A 20,152-nucleotide genomic window follows, 5' to 3' on the forward strand; every position below is an offset into this window, starting at 1 on the left:
CGCGAGACGAACTTCTAACCGACGGGTGCGCTCCCGCCCCGGTCAGAGCGCGTCACGCATCCGCAGGAGGATGTCCTCGGTCTTCGATGCCGGCTCGGCCTCGATGCACAGGCGCTCCATCACCTCGAGGTAGCGGTCGACGTCGGTGCGCTTCTCCAGATAGACCGCGCTGGTGAGCTGCTCCATGTAGACGATGTCGGGCAGGTCGGGCTGGGCGAAGCGCAGGAGGCTGAAGGGGCCGCCGGCCGCGGCGTGCCCGCCGATGCTGAACGGCGCGATCTGGACGGTCACGTTGGGCTTGCGGATCATCCGCAGGATGTGGTCGATCTGGCCGCGCATCACCTCGGCCCCGCCGAGCGGGCGGCGCAGCACCGCCTCGTCCAGCACGGCCCACAGGTGCGGGGACTGGGCGCCGTCCAGGATCCGCTGGCGGGCCATGCGCAGGTCCACCCGGCGCCGTACCTCGTCCTCGGGGGCGTCGGGGAAGCCGAGCCGGACGACGGCGCGGGCGTACTCCTCGCTCTGCAGCAGGCCCGGAACGAACTGGACCTCGTAGTTACGGATGACGGAGGCGGCCTCCTCCAGGCTGACGTAGGTCTCGAACCACGTGGGCAGCACGTCGCCGTAGTCGTGCCACCAGCCGGGCAGATTGGCCCGCTCGACCAGGGCCAGCAGCGGCGCGCGGTCCTTCTCGTCCCGCACGCCGTACAGCGTCAGGAGGTCGGCCACGTCCCGCACCCGGAAGCTGACCCGGCCGTTCTCCATCCGGCTGACCTTCGAATGGGAGGCCCGGATGGCGTTGCCCGCCTGGTCGAGGGTGATGTGCCGCTTCTCCCTGAGCCGGCGCAGCTGCGTGCCGAGCACGATCCTCAGCACCGTCGAGCTGCCCCGAGCCTGTCCCATTAAGGCAGGCTCGACAGGCTCTTCGTGGGCATTCGATGTGATCATCTACAGGTCCTTCGTGCGCGTACTGCGAACCTCTGCCCACCGTGTGTGGCTGTCGCGGGCCTTTACGCTACTCCGGTCGTCCCTTATATGCCAGATGGAACTTTATTCTTCAAGTATCACTCTGGCGAGGTCGTCGAATTCCCCGTTTTTCACCCCGCGGATGAAGGCATCGATCTCCCCGTGCGCATAGACCAGTGCAGGACCTTCCGGATCACGTGAGTTCCGCACGGCGACCCCGCCGCAGGGCAACTGCGCCAACTCCACGCAGTTGCCGCTGGGGTTGCTGAAGCGGCTCTTGCGCCACACGACCTCGCCGAGCAAGGTCGCCGGCATCCCGTTACGGAGCTGATCCATCCTCGCCTCTCGCCGAATCGGCAGGAACCATTGGAACCAGCATAGACTTTTGTGCATCTGCACGTGCATCTGTACTTGCGGATGCACATGTTGGCGTGCAAGATTACTAAAAGAGTCACTCTGTACGCGATCACCGTCTCCCCCCAGGGTCGCCGATGACTGGTTTACACAAGTACGACCTCGCCCCCGTCCGAACAGAGATAAGCGGATGGGAGCGCTGGTTGTCGATGCTCGACCACGTGCTTCCGCCGAGCGGCCTGCCGCCGTGGTCGGACGGCGAGGAGCGCCTGGAGTACCTCCAGCTCGCGGTGCGCGCCATCCACCAGGAGCCCGAGGCCCCGCGTGTCGCCCGGCGCTTCACCGCCGCCTCGCTCCACTCGTGGGAACTCGACCTCCTCATCGACGACACCAACGTGGTCGTCTCGGAACTGGTCACCAACGCCCTGCGGCACGGCATGCGCACCGCCCTCGCCACCCGTCCGGCCGCGCAGCACGTCAGGGTCGTGCTGTGCCGTACGGAGCACTCGGTGCTCTGCGCGGTCACCGACCCCAGCGACCAGGGCCCCTGCCTGCGCGAGCCCGGCGACGACGCCGAGAGCGGGCGCGGGCTGCAGGTGGTGCAGGGAATCAGCCAGATGTGGGGCTGGTCCCCGCTGGAGGGCCGGGGAAAGGCCGTGTGGGCGGCGTTCGCCCTTCCCTCGCTCAACGGGCGGCGCCTGGAGGCCTGCCGCTGATCCGTCGTCCGGCGCATACCTGTAACAGTTCACCGCAATACGGCCGGAATGCAGGTCTGAGCGCGGAGAAAAATGGATAATCTCCGCTGAGACCTGAAGCCGTTGGACGGAGAACACAATGGCATCCTCGGGGCGGGAACGGGCGAAGCTGGACACCTCGATTCCGAATGAGGGCCGGATCGCCGACTATTTCCTCGGCGGCAAGGACAATTTCGCCGCCGACCGGGCCGCGGCCCAGCATGTGCTGAGCATCGCCCCCGAACTGCCCGCCATGAGCCGGGAGGGCCGTCGTTTCCTCGCCAGAGTGGTCAGGTTCCTCGTCGCGGAGGCCGGCGTCCGGCAGTTCGTCGACATCGGCTGCGGTCTGCCCACGCAGGGCAACGTCCACGAGATCGTGCACTCCGTCGCGCCCGAGGCGCGGGTGGTCTACGTCGACAACGACCCCATGGTCGTCACCCACGGCCAGGCCCTCCTGCAGGACGACCGCAGGACCGTGGTCGTGGAGGCCGACGTGCGCGATCCGGCGGCGATGCTCGGCCACCCGGAGCTCACCCGGATGATCGACTTCGACCGGCCCGTGGCGGTCCTGCTGTTCGCCCTGCTGCACGTCCTGCCGGACGACGACACGGTCACGCAGATCATCACGCACCTGCGCAAGGCGATCGCGCCGGGCAGCTATGTCGCCTTCTCCCACGCGGTCTCCGACCTGTGCCCGGAGACGACGGCGAGGCTGGCCCGCGTCTACTACGAGCAGGGCTCGATCAGCGGCGGGTGGCGGGCGAACCTGCGCACCAAGGCCGAGGTCGAGCACTTCCTCGACGGCTTCGAGCCCGTCGAGCCCGGAGTGGTCTACATCCCGCAGTGGCGCCCCGACGAGGAGCTCTCCCCCATGGCCGACGCGGTGTGGGTGGTCGGCGGGGTGGGCCGCAGGACCAACCGGTAGGCGCGGGCCGTACGGCGGGCCTCAGGCGATCTTGACGGTGATCTCCCCGCCGAGGCGGAAGCCGTCGGTCAGGTCCAGGTCGTCCCCGCTCCAGAAGCGGCCCGGGTCGTACCAGTTCGGGCGGCGGCCGCCGGGCAGCAGTCCCATGGCCTCGTAGGTGACGGCCACGACCTCGGCGCAGTAGGCGCTCTCCAGCGCGCTCTCCTGGCCGCCCCGCTTCAGCAGCTTCGGCACCCGGCCGCGCATCCACCGCCCGGCCAGCCGCGCCGTGGACGGGAACGGCGTGCCGTCCAGCCGGGCGATCGTCCGCAGGACGGCGTCCTCCATCTCGGCCGTGACCTGCGGCTCCAGCTGGCGCAGCCAGGCGCGCTGGCCGTACTTGGTGGCCCAGACGGAGACGGCGTCACGCATGTCGTGCAGCTGGACGCCGCGCTGATGGGTCCCCGTCCACATGTCGGGCAGGGAGCGGCCGAGCTCGGCGTGCCACATCAGCGGGGGCATGTCCTCGATGACGACGGACATCCCGACGTGGTTGACCGGGCTGTTGGTCACGGTCTGGATGGCCCGGTCCGGCGCCGAGCGCCCGCGGAACAGCCACACGTCGCCGGTTCTCGTCAGGTTCAGCGCCTCGTCGAGGCCGATGGTCGTAGCGGGCATTCCCATACTCTAGATACATGCGCTGGTGGAAGATACTCGGTCTGGCAGGTGTCGCGGGCGTCGCCGCGACGGGAGTGGTGGTCGCCCGGGCGGAGCGGCGGCGCCGTTCCTACACCCCGGACGAGATCCGGACGCGGCTGCGCGCCCGTCTGGATGAGGCCGGTGAGGAGACCGCCGAGAAGGAGGCCCGGGAGAGTTCCTAGTCGCCCCCGGGCGCAGGCGTCCGGATGACCCTCCGGGGCCTTCCCGCCGAGCGCGGAGGCCTTTCCGCCGAGCGCGGAGGCCTTTCCGCCGAGCGCGGGGCCGGGCGTTCAGGCGTGGGCGGGCTGCTCGTGCTGGACGTGGGTGGGGGGTTCGAGCTGGAAGGTGGAGTGCCGCAGGTCGAAGTGCCCGCTCAGGCACTCCTGCAGGGCGTCCAGCATCTGCGGCGCGTGGCCGTCGGCGAAGCACTCCTCCTCGACCACGACGTGCGCGGTCAGCACCGCCATGCCCGAGGTGAGCGTCCAGGCGTGCAGGTCGTGCACCCCCCGCACGTGCGGCACGCCCATGATGTGCGCGCGGACCTCCTCCAGGTCGATGTGGGCGGGGGTGGCCTCCAGCAGCACGTTGACGGCCGAGTACAGCAGCCGCAGCGCGCGGGGCACGATGAGCAGGCCGATCAGCACGGCCACGATGGAGTCGGCGCGGGTGAAGCCGGTCAGCCACGCGACCAGGGCCGCGATGATGACGCCCAGGGAGGTCAGCGTGTCGGTGGCCACCTCCAGGAAGGCGCCGCGCATGTTCAGGCTCTCTCCCCTGACCCGCACCAGCAGCAGCATCGAGAACAGGTTGCCCACCAGGCCGATCACACCGAACACGAGCATGGAGCCGGCGGCGATCTCCGGCGGCCTGGCCAGCGTGAGCCGGGTGACCGCCTCGTACAGCACGTAGGCGCCCAGGCCGAACAGGACGGCGGCGTTGACCGCGGCGGCCAGGATCTCCGCGCGGGCCAGGCCGAAGGTCCATCTGGGCGTGGCCGGGCGCCCGGCCAGGGTGATGGCCACCAGGGCCAGGGCGACGCCCGCGGTGTCGGTGAGCATGTGCCCGGCGTCGGCCAGCAGGGCGACGCTGTCCGAGACCAGCGCGCCCGCGAACTGCAGGAGCATGACGCCGCCGGTGATGGCCAGCACCCCGGCCAGCCTGCCGCGGTGGCGTCCGGCGCCGGTGAGGTGCCCGTGACCATGACCGTGACCATGACCGTGACTGTGGTTGGCGCCCACAGCGACTCCCCCTTGGTCGGATTGTCGGCTTGACTCGGCCCGGAGGCCTACTCGGCCTGAAGGCTTACTCGGCTCGAAGGCTTACTCGGCTCGAAGGCCTACTCGGCCGGGAGGCGGGGGGAGGCGACGCTCGCGGGTCCCGCGCAGGCCCGCTCGCTCTCCACCGCCACCACCGCGGCGCGCAGGTCGTCCAGGGCGTGCCCGAGCCGGTCGTCGGCCAGTTCGTACCGGGTGCGGCGGCCGACCGGCACGGCGACCACCAGACCGCAGTCCCGCAGGCACGCCAGGTGGTTGGAGAGCCGGGTCCGGGAGATGCCCAGCCGGTCGGCCAGATCGGACGGGTGCGCCGGCGCCTCACGCAGGGCCAGCAGCAGCCGACAGCGGATCGGGTCGGCGAGCGCGCGCCCGAACCTGGCCAGCACCTCCACCTCGGATGCGATCGTCAGCATGCCGCAAAAGATACAGGAAACCGTGAATTCAGGGGAACATGTATCAACTGTCCGGGCCCGGCGTGTCGCACGCGATGCCGTCTGCCGCCTGCGCCGCCCGGGCGACGGGCGAGGCCGCACGGGTGACGCGGGCGCCGAGCGCGGCCAGATACTCCACGAGCTCGGGCGGCCCGTGCACCTCGAACTCGCAGCCGAGCATGGCCAGCCGGAACGCCAGCCACTCCAGGGTGTCGGTGTGATCGCGCAGGCGGCAGGTGCGCTCGTCGATCGGTTCCACCACCCCGGAGGCCTCGCCGAGCCGGGTGATCGCCTCGGCGGCCGGCATGTGCAGGGTGGCCACCGCGCTGTAGGTGGGCGCCAGGGAGTAGAGCGTGCTGGTGACGTAGGCGGCGGCGTCCTCTCCGGGCAGCTCGCGCGGCGCGTTGCGCATGCCGGTCGGGTGCGGCTGCCGGATCCGGTCGACGCGGAAGATCCGCCAGTCGTCCCGGTCGTCGTCGTAGGCGACCAGGTACCAGCGGCGCTCGGCCACCACGAGGCGATAGGGCTCCACCAGGCGCCTGCTCCCGGCGCCGTCGGCGGCCTGGTAGGCGAAACGCAGCCGCTCCCGGTTGGCGACGGCCGCGGCCAGGACCGCCAGGTCCTGCGGGTCGACGCTCGGCCCGCCGGCCGGGACCATCGGGACGGTGGCGGTGTTCAGCGTGCCGACCCGGCGCCGCAGCCGCGAGGGCAGCACCTGCTCCAGTTTCGCCAGCGCCCGCACGGACGCCTCCTCGATGCCGGCCACGGGATGGCGGGCCGCCGTACGCAGGCCGACCGCGATGGCCACCGCCTCCTCGTCGTCCAGCAGCAGCGGCGGCATGGCCGTACCGGCGACCAGGCGGTAGCCGCCCACCGCGCCCATCGTCGCCTCCACCGGGTAGCCCAGGTCGCGCAGGCGCCCGATGTCGCGGCGGATGGTGCGCGTGGTGACCCCCAGCCGCTCGGCGAGCTCGCTGCCGGGCCACTCGCGCGGAGTCTGCAGCAGGGACAGCAGGGCCAGCAGTCGTGCCGGGGTGTCGCTCATGCGCTCCAGAATGCCGGACGTCCAGGACAGGATCTGACCTACATCGGCTCTAGTGTCGTGGCCATGGACCCGACCATGAACCCGACCATGGAACCGACCATGGAACCGACTGCGGCCCCGCAGACCTTCGAAGGCCGCCAGGCTGACGTACCCCGGGATGTCCTCCGGGACGTCCCCCGCCTGTCATGGGAGCAGGTATGCGCCGCCCGCCTGCGGCGGCACTCGCTGTCCGCGCCCGCCGCCGGGGCGGGGCCCGCCGACGTCACCGCCGCCCTGGCCGGCGTGCACGCCCAGATGCTCCCGGCCGCCGAGCTGTCGATCGCGCTGCGCATCGCCGGGGCCACGCGCGCGGACGTCCGCGCGGCGCTGTGGGAGGAGCACAGCCTGATCAGGACGTTCGGGCCGCGCGGCACGGTCCATCTCCTGCCCGCCCGCGACCTGCCCAGGTGGATCGGCGCGCTGGCGGCGATCCCGTCGGTCCCCAGCACCTTCCCCAAGGACGTCCAGCTGACGCCCGACCAGACGGAGGAGGTCGTCCGGGCGGTCGCGGACGCGCTGCGGGACGCCGAGCTGACGATCGACGAGCTCGACGAGGCGGTCGCCGACCGTACCGGCCCCTGGGCCGCGGACCTGGTGATGCCCGCCTTCCAGACCCTGTGGCCCCGGTGGCGCCAGGCCCTCCACCTGGCGGGGATGCGGGGCGCGCTGTGCTTCGGGCCCAACCGGGGCCGCAAGGTCACCTACACCGGCCCGCACCGGTGGCTGCCCGATCTGCGGCCCGCCGAGCCGCGCGAGGCCCTGGCCGCCGTCGTACGCGACTATCTGCTCGCCTACGGCCCCTCCACCCCGCAGCGGTTCGCGCAGTGGCTGACCGTGCCGGTGCGCTGGGCGAACGAACTGTTCGCGTCCCTGGCCGGGGAGATGCAGCGGGTGGAGGTGGAGGGCGTGCCCGCCTGGGCGGCGCCCGGGGATCTCACGGCGCCGCACGAGCCTCCCCGGGGCGTACGGCTGCTGCCGTACTTCGACGGCTACGCCTACCGGGTCGGCAACCAGCCGCCCGGGCTGCTGTACCCCGGACGCGCCGCCGAGCGCGTACTGCCCGGCAACTTCCAGATGCTGCTCGTCGACGGGGTGGTCGCCGGGCTGTGGCACCAGCGCCGCTCCGGCCGCACGATCGACATCACCGTGGAGCCGCTCGTCGAGCTCACCGCCGCGCGCCGCCGTGAGCTGGACGAGCAGGTGGAGCGGGTCGGGGAGATCCTGGAGGGAAGGCCCCGGCTGACCATCGGCACCGTCACCGTGGGCGGGCACGCGTGAACCGCACGCGCAGGGGCCCGGGTCAGGCCCGGCCCGCGCCGGCCCTGGCGTCTGCCGAGGCCCCGCTGGCCCGCGCGGTCGCGGAGTCCCCGGCGGCTCCGGCGGCTCCGGCGATCGCGCGGGCGTAGCGGCCGGACAGCTCCCGCAGGTGCTCCACGAGGTCGGGCGGTCCGGTGACCTCGAAGTCGGCCTCCAGCATGCCGAGGTAGAGGGCGAGCATGTGGGGGCTGTCGGATCCGGCGGCGATGACGCAGGCGTGCTCCCCGACCGGATCGACCGCGATCGAGGACGGCAGCCGGGCGGCGACCTCCTCGGCGGGCGCGTGGACCTTCACCCGGGCGACGTACTTCCAGACCGCCTTCTCCAGGCCCTTGGCGACATAGACGGCGTAGTCCCCCTCGGGGGGCTCGCGCGGGACGAACCGGGGCCCGTTGGGTGTCCGCAGGCGGATCCGGTCGGCCCGGAAGGTGCGCCAGCCGTCGCGGCCGGTGTCCCACGCGACGAGGTACCAGCGGCCGCGGGCGTGCACGAGGCGGTGGGGCTCGGCCTCCCGGAGGCTGCCGGCGCCGTCGTGGTCGACGTAGTCGAAGCGGAGCCGTTCGCGGTCGCGGGAGGCCGCGGCGATGGCGGCCAGCAGGTCCGCCTCGACGGTCGGGCCGGTGCCGGGGAGCCGGATCGTGTGGGCGTGCAGGGCGTTGACCCGGTGGCGCAGCCGCGAGGGCAGCACCTGTTCGAGCTTGGCCAGGGCGCGCAGCGACGTCTCCTCGATGCCCGAGACCGACCCGCCGGCGGCCGTGCGCAGGCCGACCGCCACCGCCACGGCCTCCTCGTCGTCGAGCAGCAGCGGGGGCAGGCTGGCGCCCGCTCCCAGCCGGTAGCCGCCCGCCGCTCCGGGGGTGGCGTGGACGGGGTAGCCGAGGCCGCGCAGCCGTTCCACGTCGTTGCGGATGGTCCGGGTGGTCACGCCGAGCCGCTCGGCGAGCTGGGGGCCCGACCAGTCGCGGGGGGTCTGCAGCAGCGACAGCAGGCGCAGCAGGCGCGCCGAGGTGTCCGGCATCCTCCAAGCGTGCCACACGACGCCGGCGGAGGCGGAAAGGTTCTTTCCGCATCGGCGTCCGGATCGATATCCGGACGCTCGTCGAAATGCCGGGAACCCGGGTATGTAGCGTTTCCAGTGACGACCCAAGGAGACTCCGATGACGCATGAGCGTGCCGGGCAGCTCGCCCGACCGTCCGATCTGGTGGACGTGGCCCGACTGGTGACCGCCTACTACGCCCTGCATCCCGACCCGGCGGAGCCCGGCCAGCGGGTGGCGTTCGGCACCTCGGGGCATCGCGGCTCGTCACTGAACGCCGCCTTCAACGAGGACCACATCCTCGCCACCAGCCAGGCGATCGTGGAGTACCGGGCGGCGCAGGGCGTGGACGGCCCGCTGTTCCTGGGCGCCGACACGCACGCCCTGTCCGAGCCCGCCCGCGTCTCGGCGCTGGAGGTCTTCGCGGCCAACGGGGTCACGGTCATGATCGACTCCCGTGACGGCTACACCCCCACCCCGGCGGTCTCGCGGGCCATCCTCGCCCACAACCGAGGGCGGAGCACCGGACTGGCCGACGGTGTGGTCGTCACGCCCTCCCACAACCCGCCCTCCGACGGCGGGTTCAAGTACAACCCGCCGCACGGCGGACCGGCCGACACCGACGCCACCTCCTGGATCCAGGACCGGGCCAACGCGCTGATCGCGGGCGGGCTGAAGGAGGTCAGGCGGATCCCCCACGCCCGGGCGCTGACCGCCGAGACGACCGGCCGCTACGACTTCCTGTCCGCCTACGTCGACGACCTGCCCTCGGTGCTCGACATCGACGCGATCCGCTCGGCCGGGGTGCGCGTCGGCGCCGACCCGCTGGGCGGGGCGAGCGTGGCCTACTGGGGCGAGATCGCCGAACGGCACCGGCTGGACCTGACGGTGGTCAACCCGCTGGTCGACCCGGCGTGGCGGTTCATGACGCTCGACTGGGACGGGAAGATCCGCATGGACTGCTCCTCCCCCTACGCCATGGCCTCGCTGATCGCCAACCGCGACGCCTACGCCGTCTCCACCGGCAACGACGCCGACGCCGACCGGCACGGCATCGTCACCCCCGACGCCGGGCTGATGAACCCCAACCACTATCTGGCCGTGGCGATCTCCTACCTCTGCTCCCACCGGCCCGGCTGGCCCGCCGGCGCGGGGATCGGCAAGACCCTGGTGAGCAGCAGCATGATCGACCGGGTCGCCGCGGACCTGGGCAGGCGGCTGGTGGAGGTGCCCGTCGGCTTCAAGTGGTTCGTGCCGGGACTGCTGGACGGCTCCCTCGGCTTCGGCGGCGAGGAGAGCGCGGGAGCCTCGTTCCTGAGCCGCGACGGCTCGGCGTGGACCACCGACAAGGACGGCCTGATCCTGGCCCTGCTCGCCGCCGAGATCATCGCGACCACCGGCCGCTCCCCCAGCGAGCACTACGCGGACCTGGTGTCCCGCTTCGGCGCCCCCGCCTACGCCCGGGTCGACGCCCCGGCCACCCGCGAGGAGAAGGCGGTGCTGTCCCGGCTCTCGTCCGAGCAGGTCACCGCCGACACCCTGGCCGGAGAGCCGATCACCCAGGTGCTGACCACCGCCCCCGGCAACGGCGCCTCCATCGGCGGGGTGAAGGTGTGCACCGAGAACGCCTGGTTCGCCGCCCGCCCCTCCGGCACCGAGGACGTCTACAAGATCTACGCCGAGTCGTTCAAGGGCCCCGAGCACCTGGCCGAAGTCCAGCAGGCCGCCAGGGAACTGGTGTCGGCCTCCCTCGGCTGAGGCCGGACCCGCCGGACCCCCGGACCCGCTGGATCCACCGGACACTCACGCCGGCCTCCCCGGCCCGGGACCGTCCCACGCCGCGCTCCCGGCCTCCCCGGAGACCCGGGCGCTCTCAGGCCCGGGTCTCCGGGGAGGCCGGGACGAGGCGGAGCCGGACCGGGGCCCCGCGGACGGGGCCGGGCAGGCGCAGCGGACCCCGGCCCGGAGTGATCGTGCCCAGCACCCGCGGCCCCGAGGCGCCCGTGCAGCCGGGCACCGTCGCGGGGAGCCCGTGCGCGGTGAACCAGCCCAGCAGGGAGAAGGCGATCGCCTCCTTGGCGTCGGAGGGCACGCCCAGTTCGTCGCTCGTGATGAGGCGCGCCGTACCGGCCCGTTCGCGCAGCATGTCCATGACGACCGGATGGCGCGCCCCGCCGCCCGACACGACGACCGTCTCCAGCCGGTGCCGCCGGATCTCCGCGCCCGCGGTCTCGGCGGTCAGCGCGGCCAGCGTCGCCAGCAGATCCTCCAGCCCGAGGCCGTACGGCGCCGCGAAGCCGTCGAGGTAGCCCAGGCGGAACAGCTCCTTGCCGGTGCTCTTGGGCGGGAGGCGGCGGTAGTACGGCTCGGCGAGCAGCTCCGCCAGCAGCGGCTCGCACACCTTCCCCGCCGCGGCGAGGCGGCCGTCGCCGTCGTACGGCCTGCCGGTGGCGGCGAGCACCACCGCGTCCAGCAGCGCGCAGGCGGGCCCGGTGTCATAGGCCACCGCGGACTCCGCGCCGGCGGCCCCGGACGTCTCGCCGCGGACGGTCAGGTTGGCGATCCCGCCGAGGTTGAGCGCGCCGCTCCGGCCCGGGAGGCCGGCCAGCAGGAGCAGATCGAAGCAGGAGACCAGCGGCGCCCCCTGCCCGCCCGCACTGACATCCCGTACCCGCAGGTCGGAGACCACCGGCACGCCGAGCCGCTCGGCGATCCAGGCGGGCTGGCCGAGTTGCAGGGTGCCGCGTACTGCGCCGTCCTCCACCCAGTGGAACAGGGTCTGCCCGTGCGAGCAGACGAGGTCGGCCGGCGGGCACTGGCTCGCGGCGTCCGCGAAGGCCTGACCGATCAGGGTGTCGAGCCGGCAGACCTCCTCCATGCCGACCCGGTCCGGGGGCAGCGCCGCGACGATCCGGGCGCGCAGCGACGGGTCGTACGGCGTCGCGCCGGTGTGCTCGACGGTTCCGGTGAGCACGCCGGCCTCGTCGAGGGACCAGTCCACCACCGCGCGGTCGATGCCGTCGTGGGACGTCCCCGAGATCAGCCCGAGCACCCGCATGCCGCCCCCTGACAGAATTCTTCACGAGAAGCCACTCAATAGGAGAATTCCTACCAGAATGCGGTTCCGGGCTCCAGCCTCGCGATACGCTCCGGCGTGCGTATGGGTGCTCCGGCGATGTGTCCGGGGACGGGATAAGAGGCGGAGCGGGCGTGACGACACTGTTCATCGGCGTCGACGGAGGCGGGACGAGCACCCGGTGCGTGGTGGCGACCGAGGCGGGCCGGATCGCCGGGCGGGGCAACGGCGCCGGCGCCAACATCCTGTCGGCCGCCGACCCCGGAGGGAGCCTGCGCGCGGCGCTCGGCCAGGCCCTGGAGGGCCTCGTCCCCGGACAGGTGGCGGGCGGAGTGTTCGCCCTGGCGGGCGCGGAGTCGGCGCGGGAGCGGGCCGAGTCCCTCGTCACCGGAGCCTGGCGTGCCTGCGGGCTGCCCGGACGGCCCGAGATCGTGCCCGACCCGCTGGCGGCCTTCGCCGGGGCCACCGAGGAACCGTCGGGCACGGTCCTGATCGCGGGCACCGGGGCCGTGGCGGCCCGCGTCGCCGACCGCCGCCTCGCCCGCCGGATCGACGGCCACGGTTGGCTGCTCGGCGACGACGGCTCGGGCGTGTGGATCGGACGGCGGGCCGTGCGCGCCGTGCTGGCCGCCCTCGACGGCCGGACCGGCCCGACGTCGCTGCTCTGCGCCGTCGCCGCCGCCGTCGTCGCCCAGGAGGCCGCGGCGGCCTCGGACTCGGGGGAGGTCACAGCGGCGGGCCGGCAGGCCGCGGCGGCGGACTCGGAGAAGGCCGTCATGACGACCCAGCGGGTCGTGCGGGCGGTCCACGAAGGTCTGGCCCAGGCGGGGCCGGCGTGGCTGGGGAGGCTGGCGCCCGCGGTGGAGGCCGCGGCCGGGGGCGGTGACGCCGCGGCCCTGGAGATCCTCGGCGAGGCGGCGGACCGGCTCGTCGCCACCACCCGCTCCCTCGGCCCCGGCCACGGTCCGCTGGTCCTGGCGGGCTCCCTGCTGACCCAGCCCACCCTGCTGGCCGCGAAGGTCCGCGGCGCGTTCGGAGACGACGTGATCGCCGCCCGTGACAACGCCGCCGGCGCCGCCGCCCTCGCCCTGCGCACCGCCGCCCCGGACGCCGCCACCGCCCACCGCACCCTGATCGCCTGACCCGGGCCGGGAGCCGGGAGCCGGGGGCCACCGGGGCGGCGCGGGGGTCAGGTGATCACGCGGTGGCCGTTGCTCGGGGGGCTCTGGCGGCTGACGCGGTCGACGGCTGTGACGTAGTAGTGGGCGCCCTTGGTACCGGACGGGTCGGTCCAGCGGGTGTGGCGGGCGGCGGGGATGACGGCGACCAGGTGGCGGGCGTCGGTGAAGTCCTCGGGGCGGGCCCTGCGGTCGAGACGGAAGACGGCGAACTGGAAGGGGATCTCCCGGCCGGTGGCGACGATGCGCAGGTCCACTCCCCCGGAGGTGGTGTGCGCCGTCGCGAGGACCGGGCGGCGCGGGCGGCGGCCGTCGGCCAGGCGGGGCAGCAGCGGCGGGAGGGCGGGCCCGGTGTAGTGCTCGGCCACGACCGTGCTGATCGAGCCGAGGCGGTCGGCCCGCAGGTCGCCGGAGTTGTACCAGATGTCGCCGCCGACCACGGGATGGTCCCGGTTGAGGGTCAGGTGCCGGGAGAGCTCGTCCGGCTGGAACCACTCCGCGGGCTGACCGGCCGCCCCCGCCTTGTAGGCCGCCTGGCCGATCCAGAGCTGCACGCCGGTGCCCGCCGCCACGTCGGACCACCACGGGACCAGCTTGGCGTAGTCGGCGTTGGACTGGCCGATGTACCAGTAGAGCTGCGGGGCGATGTAGTCCAGCCAGCCCTTCTTGACCCAGCCCCGGGTGTCGGCGTGCAGGTTGTCGTAGGACTGGCCGCCGGCGGTGTCGGAGCCGAGCGGGTCGGTGGATCTGTTGCGCCAGATGCCGGACGGGCTGATGCCCCAGGCGACCTCCGGCTTGGCCCGCCGTACCCGCTGCTGCATCTCCTGGACCAGCAGGTCCACGTTGTTGCGCCGCCAGGCCGCCAGGTCGGGGAATCCCTGGCCGTACCTGGCGAAGGCGGCGCTGTCGTCGAAGGCGGTGGTGTTGACCGGATAGAAGTAGTCGTCGAAGTGCAGGCCGTCGATGTCGTAGCGGGTGACCGCGTCCATCATGGCGTCCTGTACGAACGCGCGGACCTCGGGCATGCCCGGGTTGTAGTAGAGCCTGCCGCCGTAGGCGACGATCCAGTCCGGGTGCCTGCGGCCGGGGTGGTCGGGGTGGAGGTTGGCCGGGTCGCCCTGCATCGACACGCGGTAGGGGTTGAACCACGCGTGGAAGGCCAGGCCCCGCCGGTGGGTCTCCTCCACCAGGAACGCCAGCGGGTCGTAGCCGGGGTCCTGCCCCTGGGTGCCGGTCAGATACTGCGACCAGGGCTCGTACGGCGAGGGCCAGAAGGCGTCGGCGGTGGGCCGGATCTGCACGAAGACCGAGTTGAGTCTGCGCGTCTGCGCGAGGTCCAGCCAGCCGAGATACTCGGCCCTCTGCTCCTGGACGGTCAGGCCGGGCTTCGACGGCCAGTTGATGTTGAGCACCGAGGCGATCCACATCCCGCGCATCTGGCGCAGCGGCGGGACGTACTCGGCGGCCGGGGATCCGGCGGCGCCGAAGGCGGGACCTCCGGCGGTGAGGGCGGGCAGCGGCACGGCGGTCGCGGCGGCGGCCAGGGCGAGACCGCGCAGGAGGGTGCGCCGGGTGGGTGAGCTCATGCGGACTCCCGGGGGACATGAAAAGAGGGGGTGCCGACGATGACGGTGGCAGAAATTTACTTTCAGATCAATGATGATGAAAGAAAGTGTCGCCGATGTGTAACCTGCTCCGAGACGCCCGCCCCCACGGCGTCATCGGCGGGCCACGCCCCGCACTGCGCCTGACGGGAAGGTCGGACCATGCCCCACAGCAGCCCCGATCTGGCCCGGCTCGCCATGACCGTGCTCCAGCCGGGTTTCGAGGGCACCTCCCCTCCCGGCTGGCTGCGCCGGGCTCTCGGGGAGGGGTTGGGCGGCGCGGTGCTGTTCGCCCGCAACCTCGCCGGCCCCGCCCAGACGGCCGAGCTCGTGGCCGGGCTGCGCGGCGAGAACCCGGCCGTGGTGGTCGCGGTCGACGAGGAGGGCGGGACGGTCACCCGGCTGGAGGCCCGGACGGGCAGTTCCTTCCCCGGCAACCGGGCGCTCGGCGTGGCCGACGACCCGGGGCGCACCGAGCGGGTCGCCCGCGCGATCGGCCGTCTGCTGGCCGGGGCGGACGTCACCCTCGACTACGCCCCGGTCGCCGACGTCAACGCGAACCCGGCCAACCCGGTGATCGGCGTGCGTTCCTTCGGCCCGGACCCCGGTCTCGTCGCCCGGCACACCGCCGCCTGGGTCCGGGGACTGCAGAGCGCGGGTGTGGCCGCCTGCGCCAAGCACTTCCCCGGGCACGGCGACACGGTCACCGACTCCCATCTCGCGCTGCCGACCGTGCACGCCCGCCTCGACGTGCTCCACGAGCGCGACCTGCCGCCGTTCCGCGCGGCGGTCGAGGCCGGGGTCAGGGCCGTGATGTGCGGTCACGTGCTGGTGCCCGCGCTCGACCCCGCCGTCCCGGCCACGCTGAGCCGCCGGGTCCTCACCGGCCTGCTCCGCGAGGAGCTGGGCTTCGAGGGCGTGCTCGTCACCGACGCGATCGAGATGCGCGCCGTGGCCGCCCTCCACCCGCCCGGCGAGATCGCGGTCCGCGCGCTGGCGGCGGGCGCGGACGCCGTCTGCGCCGGGGTCTCCTCCCCCGGCGGCGAGAGCGTCCTCGCGCTGCGCGACGCGATCGTCGAGGCCGTGCACGACGGGCGGCTCGCCGAGGAACGGCTGGCCGAGGCGGCCGCCCGCGTGCTCGCCCTCGCCGCCTGGCACGCCGCCCGCGCGGACGCGCGAAGGGCCGCCGTACAGGAGATCGCATCCCTCTCCCGGGCGGAGACGGCCCTTTCGCGAGCACGGCCCGTGCGGGACGAGGACGAGGAGCTGGGGATGGAGGCCGCCCGCGCGGCGCTGCGGGTGGTGGTCGCCGACGGCCGCGGCCGGGATCCGGTGCTCTCCGGGGCTCCGCTGGTCGTCGACATCGCGCCCCGGCTGAACATGGCGGTCGATCCCTCGACCCCCACCGGCCTGCTCGGCGCCCTCGGTGAGCTGCTGCCCGGTACGGCGGGGCGCACCGTCGTCTCCGGTACGGCCGGGCTGCCGGAGCTGCCGGACGACCGGCCGATCGTGCTGGTCGTGCACGACGCCGGGCGTCATCCCTGGGCGCGGGAGCTGCTGGCGCAGGCCGTACGGCGCCGCCCCGACGCGATCGTGGTCGAGACCGGCATTCCCGATGAGCCGATTGGAGCGGTATATGTCGCTACACATGGGATTTCGCGGGCATCCGCCCGCGTCGTCGCGCGACGGCTGACCGGTGACAAATAAGCTGATCTCGACACGAGAGGGTGGACGCATGAACGAGCACGACGGTCCCACCGGGACCGTAGCCGGACGTCTTCACCGTGAGGGACGCGCATGAGCGACGACGGCCCCACTCCGGTGAACCTCGTGGCGACGGTCCGGGCGGTCCTGCCCTCCCTCACCCCCGCCGCCCAGTCCATCGCCCGTCTCATCCTCGACGATCCCGCGATGGTGGCGCGCAGTACGATCACCGAGTTCAGCGCGGTCTCCGGGACCAGCGAGGCCACGATCGTGCGCACCGCCCGGGCGCTCGGCTTCGCCGGTTACTCCCAGCTGCGCTTCGCCCTGGCCGCCGCCGTGGCCAGGGAGACGCCCGAGCGGCTGGTCCCCGGCGACCTGGGCCCCGACGACCCGCTCACCGACGTGATCGCGAAGGTCACCCGGGCCGAGTCGGAGGCGCTGGCCGACACCGCCGCGCAGCTGTCCCCCGACACACTGGACGCGGTCGTGACGGCCGTGTCGGCCGCCCGCAGGGTGGACGTCTACGGAGTGGGCGCCTCCGGGCTGGTGGCGGTCGACATGGCGCAGAAGCTGATGCGGATCGGGCTGTCCGGCCACTCCTTCACCGACGCGCACCTGGCGGTCACCAGCGCCGCGCTGGTCAGGGAGGGCGACGTGGCGGTGGGCGTGAGCTGCACCGGTGAGACCCCCGACGTCCTGGGACCGATGCGCACGGCGCGCAAGGGCGGGGCCGCGACCGTGGCGATCACCAACAACCCGCGCTCGTCCCTGGGCGAGCTCGCCGACCACGTCCTGGTCTCGGCCGGGCGCGAGACCGCCTTCCGGCCCGGCGCCCTGGCCAGCCGGATCAGCCAGCTCCTGATCGTCGACTGCATCTTCGTCGGGGTCGCCCAGCGCACCTTCGAGACCGCCGACCCCGCGCTGCGCGCCACCCGCGACGCCCTGGAGGACTATCTGGGCGACGCCCGCCGCCGCGGCCGGTCCTCGTGACACGGTCTCCACCCGAGGCAGAGGTCACGACGCGGAGGTGAAGCGTTCGCGGCCCGGTCTCTCGTGGAGGCCGCCCGTCGTGTGCACGGCCTCCTCTGCGGTGGGGTGGACCTCGAACGCGCTGCGCAGTCCCGACAGCGCCAGCACCCGGGCCACGGGCCCGTGGACGCCGGTGAGCACCAGCCGGGTGCCGCGGGCCTGGCTGCGCTTCAGCGTCCTGACGAGTTCGCCCAGACCGGTGGAGTCGCAGAAGGCGACGTCCGTCAGATCCAGGATGAGCAGGGAGGCGCCGGGCAGCTCCCAGACCCCGTTCAGGTGCTCGCGCAGCAGCGGTGCGGAAGCGAGGTCGAGCTCTCCTCGGGCTCGGACGATGATCACCTCGTTGTACGTGCTCGTGGTGACCGTGAACTCCGCGCCGCTCCCAGCCGCGTCCCGCATGTCCCGCTCCCTCCGCCGGACCTGTGAAGGGACTTGTCTCCCTGCCCGGGCCGACCGGCTTTTAACACGATCCCGGCCTCTGCGGCGACGGGATCGCGGGACATGGGGAGGTCACTTCGCGGCGGGCCGGTAGACCGCGGACAGCGCACCGGTCTTGAAGGCCGTCGAGGAGACGAGCGCGAGCGGGATCTGCCCGGTGTCCTCGAACAGCCGCTGCCCCTCGCCGACCACGACCGGGTGGATCATGAGCATGAGCTCGTCGAGCAGGCCGTGCTTCAGCAGCGAGCGCACGAGGGTCGCGCTGCCGTTCATCGAGATGTTCCTGCCGGGCTGCCGCTTCAGCTCGGTGATCTCCTCGACGAGGTCGCCCTTGAGCAGGGTCGTGTTGTTCCACTCGACCGTGTCCAGGGTCGTCGAGACGACGTACTTGCGGACGTTGTTGATGAAACCGGCGAACGAGTCCTGCTCCGCGCTTCTGCCCGGCCAGTAGGCCGCCCACTCCTGATAGCCGACCCGGCCCATGAGCAGCGCGTCCGACTCGGCCATCTGCGCCCCGACCGCCGCGCCCATCTCGTCGTCGAAGTAGGGGAAGTGCCGCTTCTCGGGGGCTTCCACGACGCCGTCCAGCGAGATGTAGAACCCTGCCACGATCTTGCGCACCCTGGTCTCCTTCACCTCTCGGAGCGCCCGTCCCGGCGAAGCGTGCCGGACCGGACCGGCGCCTCACGGGCGCCTCAGAAGGCGTCCTCCGAGCCGAGCGGGATGCGCAGGGTCACGGCGCCGCGCAGGTCGAGCCAGGCGCTGCCGGGGCCGCGGACCAGGCGCAGCACCACCTCCTCGCAGCCGGGGCAGCGCGCCACCAGGCCGGGCGCGGGGCCGTACAGCCGCAGCGACGCGACCGGCCCGGCCAGGCCGCAACCGGCGCAGCGGCACTCGGCCACGGTGAGGTCGACGGCGAACAGCTCGCCGAGCGGTCCGGCCAGCGCGTTGCCGTCCTGGTAACCGTCCTGTGCCGGTGCTGTCATCTCAGCCTCCCGTCGGGCCGAAGCGTTCGGTTCTGATCCTGCCGGGCTCGTGGCCGAGGGAGACCAGGAGTTCGGCCGCCTTCTCGACGAAGCCGGTGGGCCCGCAGACGTAGCAGTCGGGTTCGTACTCCGGCGGCCGTCCGCTGCCGGCCAGGTCGGCGGCGGTGAGGCGGCCCGGCCGGCGGGCGAACCCGTCGGGCGCGGTCCGGGTGTAGACGCGGGTGACGTCCAGCCCCGGGTCCGGGTGGCGCAGCTCGTCGGCGTAGTAGGCCTGGCCGGGGTCGCGCAGCGAGTAGACCAGGCGGAACGGGGCACGGCTCCCGGCCGTGCGGCGCGCGCGGATCATCGCCATGAGCGGCACGACGCCCGCCCCGCCCGCCACCAGCAGCACGGGCGTCTTGGCGGCGGGCTCCCAGACGAACCACCCGCCGACCGGCCCGCGGAGCTCGACCTGGTCGCCGACCTCCATCACCTCGGTCAGGTACGGCGAGACCTCGCCGCCGGGCACCCGCTGGACGGTCAGCTCGACGTGCTCGCCGTCGGAGGGACCGGCCAGCGAGTAGCTGCGCTGGGTGCTGTAGCCGTCCTCGGCGGTCAGCCGCACGTCGACGTGCTGGCCCGCCAGGTGGCCGGGCCAGCCGGGCACCCGCAGGACGAGGGTGCGCGCGGTCGGGGTCTCCTCGCGGATCGCGGTCAGCTCCGCGACCCGCCAGGCGAGGCGGCGCATCAGTCGTCCTGGTAGCGCTGCTCGCGCCAGGGGTCGCCGTAGTCGTGGTAGCCGGCGGTCTCCCAGAAGCCCGGCCAGTCCTCGTCCAGCAGCCGGATGCCGCGCACCCACTTGGCCGACTTCCAGAAGTACAGGTGCGGGACCAGCAGCCGGGCCGGGCCGCCGTGCGCGGGCGTGATCTCCTCGCCCTCGTAGCGGTAGGCGATCCAGGCCTTGCCGTCCAGCAGGTCCTCCAGCGGCAGGTTGGTGGTGTAACCGCCGTAGGAGTGGACCAGGGCGTAGTCGGCGGCGCTCTCGACGTCCTCCAGCAGCACGTCCAGGGAGACGCCCCGCCAGGTGGTGCCGAGCTTGGACCACTTGGTCACGCAGTGGATGTCCACGGTGGGGGTCTCGTACGGCAGCGCCAGCAGCTCCGCCCAGGACCAGCGGTGCGCCTGCCCGCTCTCGGTCTCGACGGTGAACTCCCAGCGGTCGGTGTCGACCCTGGGGGTCGGCCCTGCCGACAGGACCGGGAAGTCGTCCGTGAGGTACTGCCCGGGCGGCAGCTTCCCGCCCCCCTCCCGCGCCCTGCCGCGGAAACCCCGCGAGATGATCGCCATCAGTCCTCCCC

Annotated in this window: 22 protein-coding genes; 8 read left to right on the top strand and 14 right to left on the bottom strand. The window is 73.0% G+C overall.

Annotated features, from left to right (window positions below):
- Nucleotides 1-42: 42 nt before the first annotated feature.
- Together Psi01_RS27040 and Psi01_RS27045 are read right to left on the bottom strand one after the other, a co-directional pair.
- The gene (locus Psi01_RS27040) at nucleotides 43-903 is read right to left on the bottom strand and encodes a Sco1979 family transcriptional regulator (RefSeq protein ID WP_239128046.1); all 861 of its coding nucleotides are present in this window, start codon (nucleotides 901-903) and stop codon (nucleotides 43-45) included.
- Between the two features lie 147 nt (nucleotides 904-1,050).
- Entirely contained in the window at nucleotides 1,051-1,302 is a 252-nt protein-coding gene (locus tag Psi01_RS27045; RefSeq protein ID WP_204066930.1) for a DUF397 domain-containing protein, read from the bottom strand.
- Nucleotides 1,303-1,457: 155 nt separating this feature from the next.
- Between Psi01_RS27045 and Psi01_RS27050 the strand changes: the two genes are divergently transcribed.
- Nucleotides 1,458-2,036 (top strand): ATP-binding protein, encoded by a 579-nt coding sequence (locus Psi01_RS27050; RefSeq protein ID WP_204066931.1) that lies wholly within the window; start codon nucleotides 1,458-1,460, stop codon nucleotides 2,034-2,036.
- A 118-nt stretch (nucleotides 2,037-2,154) separates the two neighbouring features.
- Nucleotides 2,155-2,979, top strand: coding sequence for an SAM-dependent methyltransferase (locus tag Psi01_RS27055; protein ID WP_204066932.1), 825 nt, complete (start codon nucleotides 2,155-2,157; stop codon nucleotides 2,977-2,979).
- Between the two features lie 21 nt (nucleotides 2,980-3,000).
- Here the strand turns inward: Psi01_RS27055 and Psi01_RS27060 are convergent, their stop codons facing one another.
- Nucleotides 3,001-3,636 (bottom strand): hypothetical protein, encoded by a 636-nt coding sequence (locus tag Psi01_RS27060; RefSeq protein WP_204066933.1) that lies wholly within the window; start codon nucleotides 3,634-3,636, stop codon nucleotides 3,001-3,003.
- Between the two features lie 17 nt (nucleotides 3,637-3,653).
- On the opposite strand from Psi01_RS27060, the gene Psi01_RS27065 reads away from it, so the two are divergent.
- Nucleotides 3,654-3,839: a hypothetical protein gene (locus Psi01_RS27065; protein WP_204066934.1), complete on the top strand. Its 186-nt coding sequence runs from the start codon at nucleotides 3,654-3,656 to the stop codon at nucleotides 3,837-3,839.
- A 108-nt stretch (nucleotides 3,840-3,947) separates the two neighbouring features.
- On the opposite strand, the gene Psi01_RS27070 is transcribed toward Psi01_RS27065, so the two are convergent.
- From Psi01_RS27070 to Psi01_RS27080, 3 genes are all read right to left on the bottom strand, one after another.
- Nucleotides 3,948-4,895, bottom strand: a complete 948-nt coding sequence (locus Psi01_RS27070) for a cation diffusion facilitator family transporter (protein WP_204066935.1) — start codon at nucleotides 4,893-4,895, stop codon at nucleotides 3,948-3,950.
- 98 nt (nucleotides 4,896-4,993) lie between these two features.
- Nucleotides 4,994-5,344: an ArsR/SmtB family transcription factor gene (locus Psi01_RS27075; protein ID WP_204066936.1), complete on the bottom strand. Its 351-nt coding sequence runs from the start codon at nucleotides 5,342-5,344 to the stop codon at nucleotides 4,994-4,996.
- 43 nt (nucleotides 5,345-5,387) lie between these two features.
- Nucleotides 5,388-6,407, bottom strand: a complete 1,020-nt coding sequence (locus tag Psi01_RS27080) for a helix-turn-helix transcriptional regulator (protein ID WP_204066937.1) — start codon at nucleotides 6,405-6,407, stop codon at nucleotides 5,388-5,390.
- Nucleotides 6,408-6,470: 63 nt separating this feature from the next.
- On the opposite strand from Psi01_RS27080, the gene Psi01_RS27085 reads away from it, so the two are divergent.
- The gene (locus Psi01_RS27085) at nucleotides 6,471-7,724 is read left to right on the top strand and encodes a winged helix DNA-binding domain-containing protein (protein ID WP_239128047.1); all 1,254 of its coding nucleotides are present in this window, start codon (nucleotides 6,471-6,473) and stop codon (nucleotides 7,722-7,724) included.
- A 22-nt stretch (nucleotides 7,725-7,746) separates the two neighbouring features.
- Here Psi01_RS27085 and Psi01_RS27090 read toward each other — a convergent pair whose 3' ends face one another.
- Nucleotides 7,747-8,781, bottom strand: a complete 1,035-nt coding sequence (locus Psi01_RS27090; protein WP_204066938.1) for a helix-turn-helix transcriptional regulator — start codon at nucleotides 8,779-8,781, stop codon at nucleotides 7,747-7,749.
- Nucleotides 8,782-8,920: 139 nt separating this feature from the next.
- Here Psi01_RS27090 and pgm point away from each other — a divergent pair, with 139 nt between their 5' ends.
- Nucleotides 8,921-10,558 (top strand): phosphoglucomutase (alpha-D-glucose-1,6-bisphosphate-dependent), encoded by a 1,638-nt coding sequence (gene pgm, locus Psi01_RS27095; protein ID WP_204066939.1) that lies wholly within the window; start codon nucleotides 8,921-8,923, stop codon nucleotides 10,556-10,558.
- Nucleotides 10,559-10,673: 115 nt separating this feature from the next.
- Here pgm and Psi01_RS27100 read toward each other — a convergent pair whose 3' ends face one another.
- The gene (locus Psi01_RS27100; protein ID WP_204066940.1) at nucleotides 10,674-11,858 is read right to left on the bottom strand and encodes an anhydro-N-acetylmuramic acid kinase; all 1,185 of its coding nucleotides are present in this window, start codon (nucleotides 11,856-11,858) and stop codon (nucleotides 10,674-10,676) included.
- A 152-nt stretch (nucleotides 11,859-12,010) separates the two neighbouring features.
- Here Psi01_RS27100 and Psi01_RS27105 point away from each other — a divergent pair, with 152 nt between their 5' ends.
- A complete protein-coding gene (locus Psi01_RS27105) occupies nucleotides 12,011-13,018 on the top strand; it encodes an N-acetylglucosamine kinase (protein WP_239128048.1) in 1,008 nt (335 codons plus the stop codon).
- Between the two features lie 47 nt (nucleotides 13,019-13,065).
- Here Psi01_RS27105 and Psi01_RS27110 read toward each other — a convergent pair whose 3' ends face one another.
- Nucleotides 13,066-14,640 carry a glycoside hydrolase family 10-like protein gene (locus tag Psi01_RS27110; protein WP_204066941.1) on the bottom strand — a complete coding sequence of 525 codons (1,575 nt, stop codon included), beginning with the start codon at nucleotides 14,638-14,640 and terminating at the stop codon, nucleotides 13,066-13,068.
- 180 nt (nucleotides 14,641-14,820) lie between these two features.
- Here Psi01_RS27110 and Psi01_RS27115 point away from each other — a divergent pair, with 180 nt between their 5' ends.
- Both Psi01_RS27115 and Psi01_RS27120 read left to right on the top strand, forming a co-directional pair.
- A complete protein-coding gene (locus Psi01_RS27115; protein WP_204066942.1) occupies nucleotides 14,821-16,365 on the top strand; it encodes a glycoside hydrolase family 3 protein in 1,545 nt (514 codons plus the stop codon).
- Between the two features lie 90 nt (nucleotides 16,366-16,455).
- Nucleotides 16,456-17,352: a MurR/RpiR family transcriptional regulator gene (locus tag Psi01_RS27120; protein ID WP_204066943.1), complete on the top strand. Its 897-nt coding sequence runs from the start codon at nucleotides 16,456-16,458 to the stop codon at nucleotides 17,350-17,352.
- A gap of 24 nt (nucleotides 17,353-17,376) precedes the next feature.
- On the opposite strand, the gene Psi01_RS27125 is transcribed toward Psi01_RS27120, so the two are convergent.
- The 5 genes from Psi01_RS27125 to Psi01_RS27145 all read right to left on the bottom strand — a co-directional run bounded on the left by Psi01_RS27125 (nucleotide 17,377) and on the right by Psi01_RS27145 (nucleotide 20,141).
- Complete coding sequence (locus Psi01_RS27125; RefSeq protein WP_204066944.1) at nucleotides 17,377-17,790, bottom strand: anti-sigma factor antagonist; 414 nt, start codon at nucleotides 17,788-17,790, stop codon at nucleotides 17,377-17,379.
- 111 nt (nucleotides 17,791-17,901) lie between these two features.
- Nucleotides 17,902-18,450, bottom strand: coding sequence for a dihydrofolate reductase family protein (locus tag Psi01_RS27130; protein ID WP_204066945.1), 549 nt, complete (start codon nucleotides 18,448-18,450; stop codon nucleotides 17,902-17,904).
- Between the two features lie 74 nt (nucleotides 18,451-18,524).
- Nucleotides 18,525-18,815, bottom strand: a complete 291-nt coding sequence (locus Psi01_RS27135) for a DUF6510 family protein (RefSeq protein WP_204066946.1) — start codon at nucleotides 18,813-18,815, stop codon at nucleotides 18,525-18,527.
- Nucleotide 18,816: 1 nt separating this feature from the next.
- Entirely contained in the window at nucleotides 18,817-19,542 is a 726-nt protein-coding gene (locus tag Psi01_RS27140) for a ferredoxin reductase (protein ID WP_204066947.1), read from the bottom strand.
- Nucleotides 19,542-20,141: a sulfite oxidase-like oxidoreductase gene (locus tag Psi01_RS27145; protein ID WP_204066948.1), complete on the bottom strand. Its 600-nt coding sequence runs from the start codon at nucleotides 20,139-20,141 to the stop codon at nucleotides 19,542-19,544. Before Psi01_RS27145 ends, Psi01_RS27140 begins: the two co-directional genes overlap by 1 nt.
- Between the last annotated feature and the right edge of the window lie 11 nt (nucleotides 20,142-20,152).

This window comes from Paraplanobispora siamensis, from assembly GCF_016863175.1.
Lineage (GTDB): Bacteria > Actinomycetota > Actinomycetes > Streptosporangiales > Streptosporangiaceae > Planobispora > Planobispora siamensis.

What these genes read in the sequence shown, in the direction of transcription:
- Psi01_RS27085 (WP_239128047.1), top strand. Translation starts at nt 6,471, where the DNA reads ATGGACCCGACCATGAACCCGACCATGGAACCGACCATGGAACCGACT.
- Psi01_RS27040 (WP_239128046.1), bottom strand. Translation starts at nt 903, where the DNA reads ATGGGACAGGCTCGGGGCAGCTCGACGGTGCTGAGGATCGTGCTCGGC.
- Psi01_RS27110 (WP_204066941.1), bottom strand. Translation starts at nt 14,640, where the DNA reads ATGAGCTCACCCACCCGGCGCACCCTCCTGCGCGGTCTCGCCCTGGCC.
- Psi01_RS27145 (WP_204066948.1), bottom strand. Translation starts at nt 20,141, where the DNA reads ATGGCGATCATCTCGCGGGGTTTCCGCGGCAGGGCGCGGGAGGGGGGC.
- Psi01_RS27100 (WP_204066940.1), bottom strand. Translation starts at nt 11,858, where the DNA reads ATGCGGGTGCTCGGGCTGATCTCGGGGACGTCCCACGACGGCATCGAC.
- Psi01_RS27090 (WP_204066938.1), bottom strand. Translation starts at nt 8,781, where the DNA reads ATGCCGGACACCTCGGCGCGCCTGCTGCGCCTGCTGTCGCTGCTGCAG.
- Psi01_RS27075 (WP_204066936.1), bottom strand. Translation starts at nt 5,344, where the DNA reads ATGCTGACGATCGCATCCGAGGTGGAGGTGCTGGCCAGGTTCGGGCGC.
- Psi01_RS27050 (WP_204066931.1), top strand. Translation starts at nt 1,458, where the DNA reads ATGACTGGTTTACACAAGTACGACCTCGCCCCCGTCCGAACAGAGATA.
- Psi01_RS27115 (WP_204066942.1), top strand. Translation starts at nt 14,821, where the DNA reads ATGCCCCACAGCAGCCCCGATCTGGCCCGGCTCGCCATGACCGTGCTC.
- Psi01_RS27080 (WP_204066937.1), bottom strand. Translation starts at nt 6,407, where the DNA reads ATGAGCGACACCCCGGCACGACTGCTGGCCCTGCTGTCCCTGCTGCAG.
- Psi01_RS27060 (WP_204066933.1), bottom strand. Translation starts at nt 3,636, where the DNA reads ATGCCCGCTACGACCATCGGCCTCGACGAGGCGCTGAACCTGACGAGA.
- Psi01_RS27125 (WP_204066944.1), bottom strand. Translation starts at nt 17,790, where the DNA reads ATGCGGGACGCGGCTGGGAGCGGCGCGGAGTTCACGGTCACCACGAGC.
- Psi01_RS27055 (WP_204066932.1), top strand. Translation starts at nt 2,155, where the DNA reads ATGGCATCCTCGGGGCGGGAACGGGCGAAGCTGGACACCTCGATTCCG.
- Psi01_RS27120 (WP_204066943.1), top strand. Translation starts at nt 16,456, where the DNA reads ATGAGCGACGACGGCCCCACTCCGGTGAACCTCGTGGCGACGGTCCGG.
- Psi01_RS27140 (WP_204066947.1), bottom strand. Translation starts at nt 19,542, where the DNA reads ATGCGCCGCCTCGCCTGGCGGGTCGCGGAGCTGACCGCGATCCGCGAG.
- Psi01_RS27065 (WP_204066934.1), top strand. Translation starts at nt 3,654, where the DNA reads ATGCGCTGGTGGAAGATACTCGGTCTGGCAGGTGTCGCGGGCGTCGCC.
- Psi01_RS27135 (WP_204066946.1), bottom strand. Translation starts at nt 18,815, where the DNA reads ATGACAGCACCGGCACAGGACGGTTACCAGGACGGCAACGCGCTGGCC.
- Psi01_RS27045 (WP_204066930.1), bottom strand. Translation starts at nt 1,302, where the DNA reads ATGGATCAGCTCCGTAACGGGATGCCGGCGACCTTGCTCGGCGAGGTC.
- pgm (WP_204066939.1), top strand. Translation starts at nt 8,921, where the DNA reads ATGACGCATGAGCGTGCCGGGCAGCTCGCCCGACCGTCCGATCTGGTG.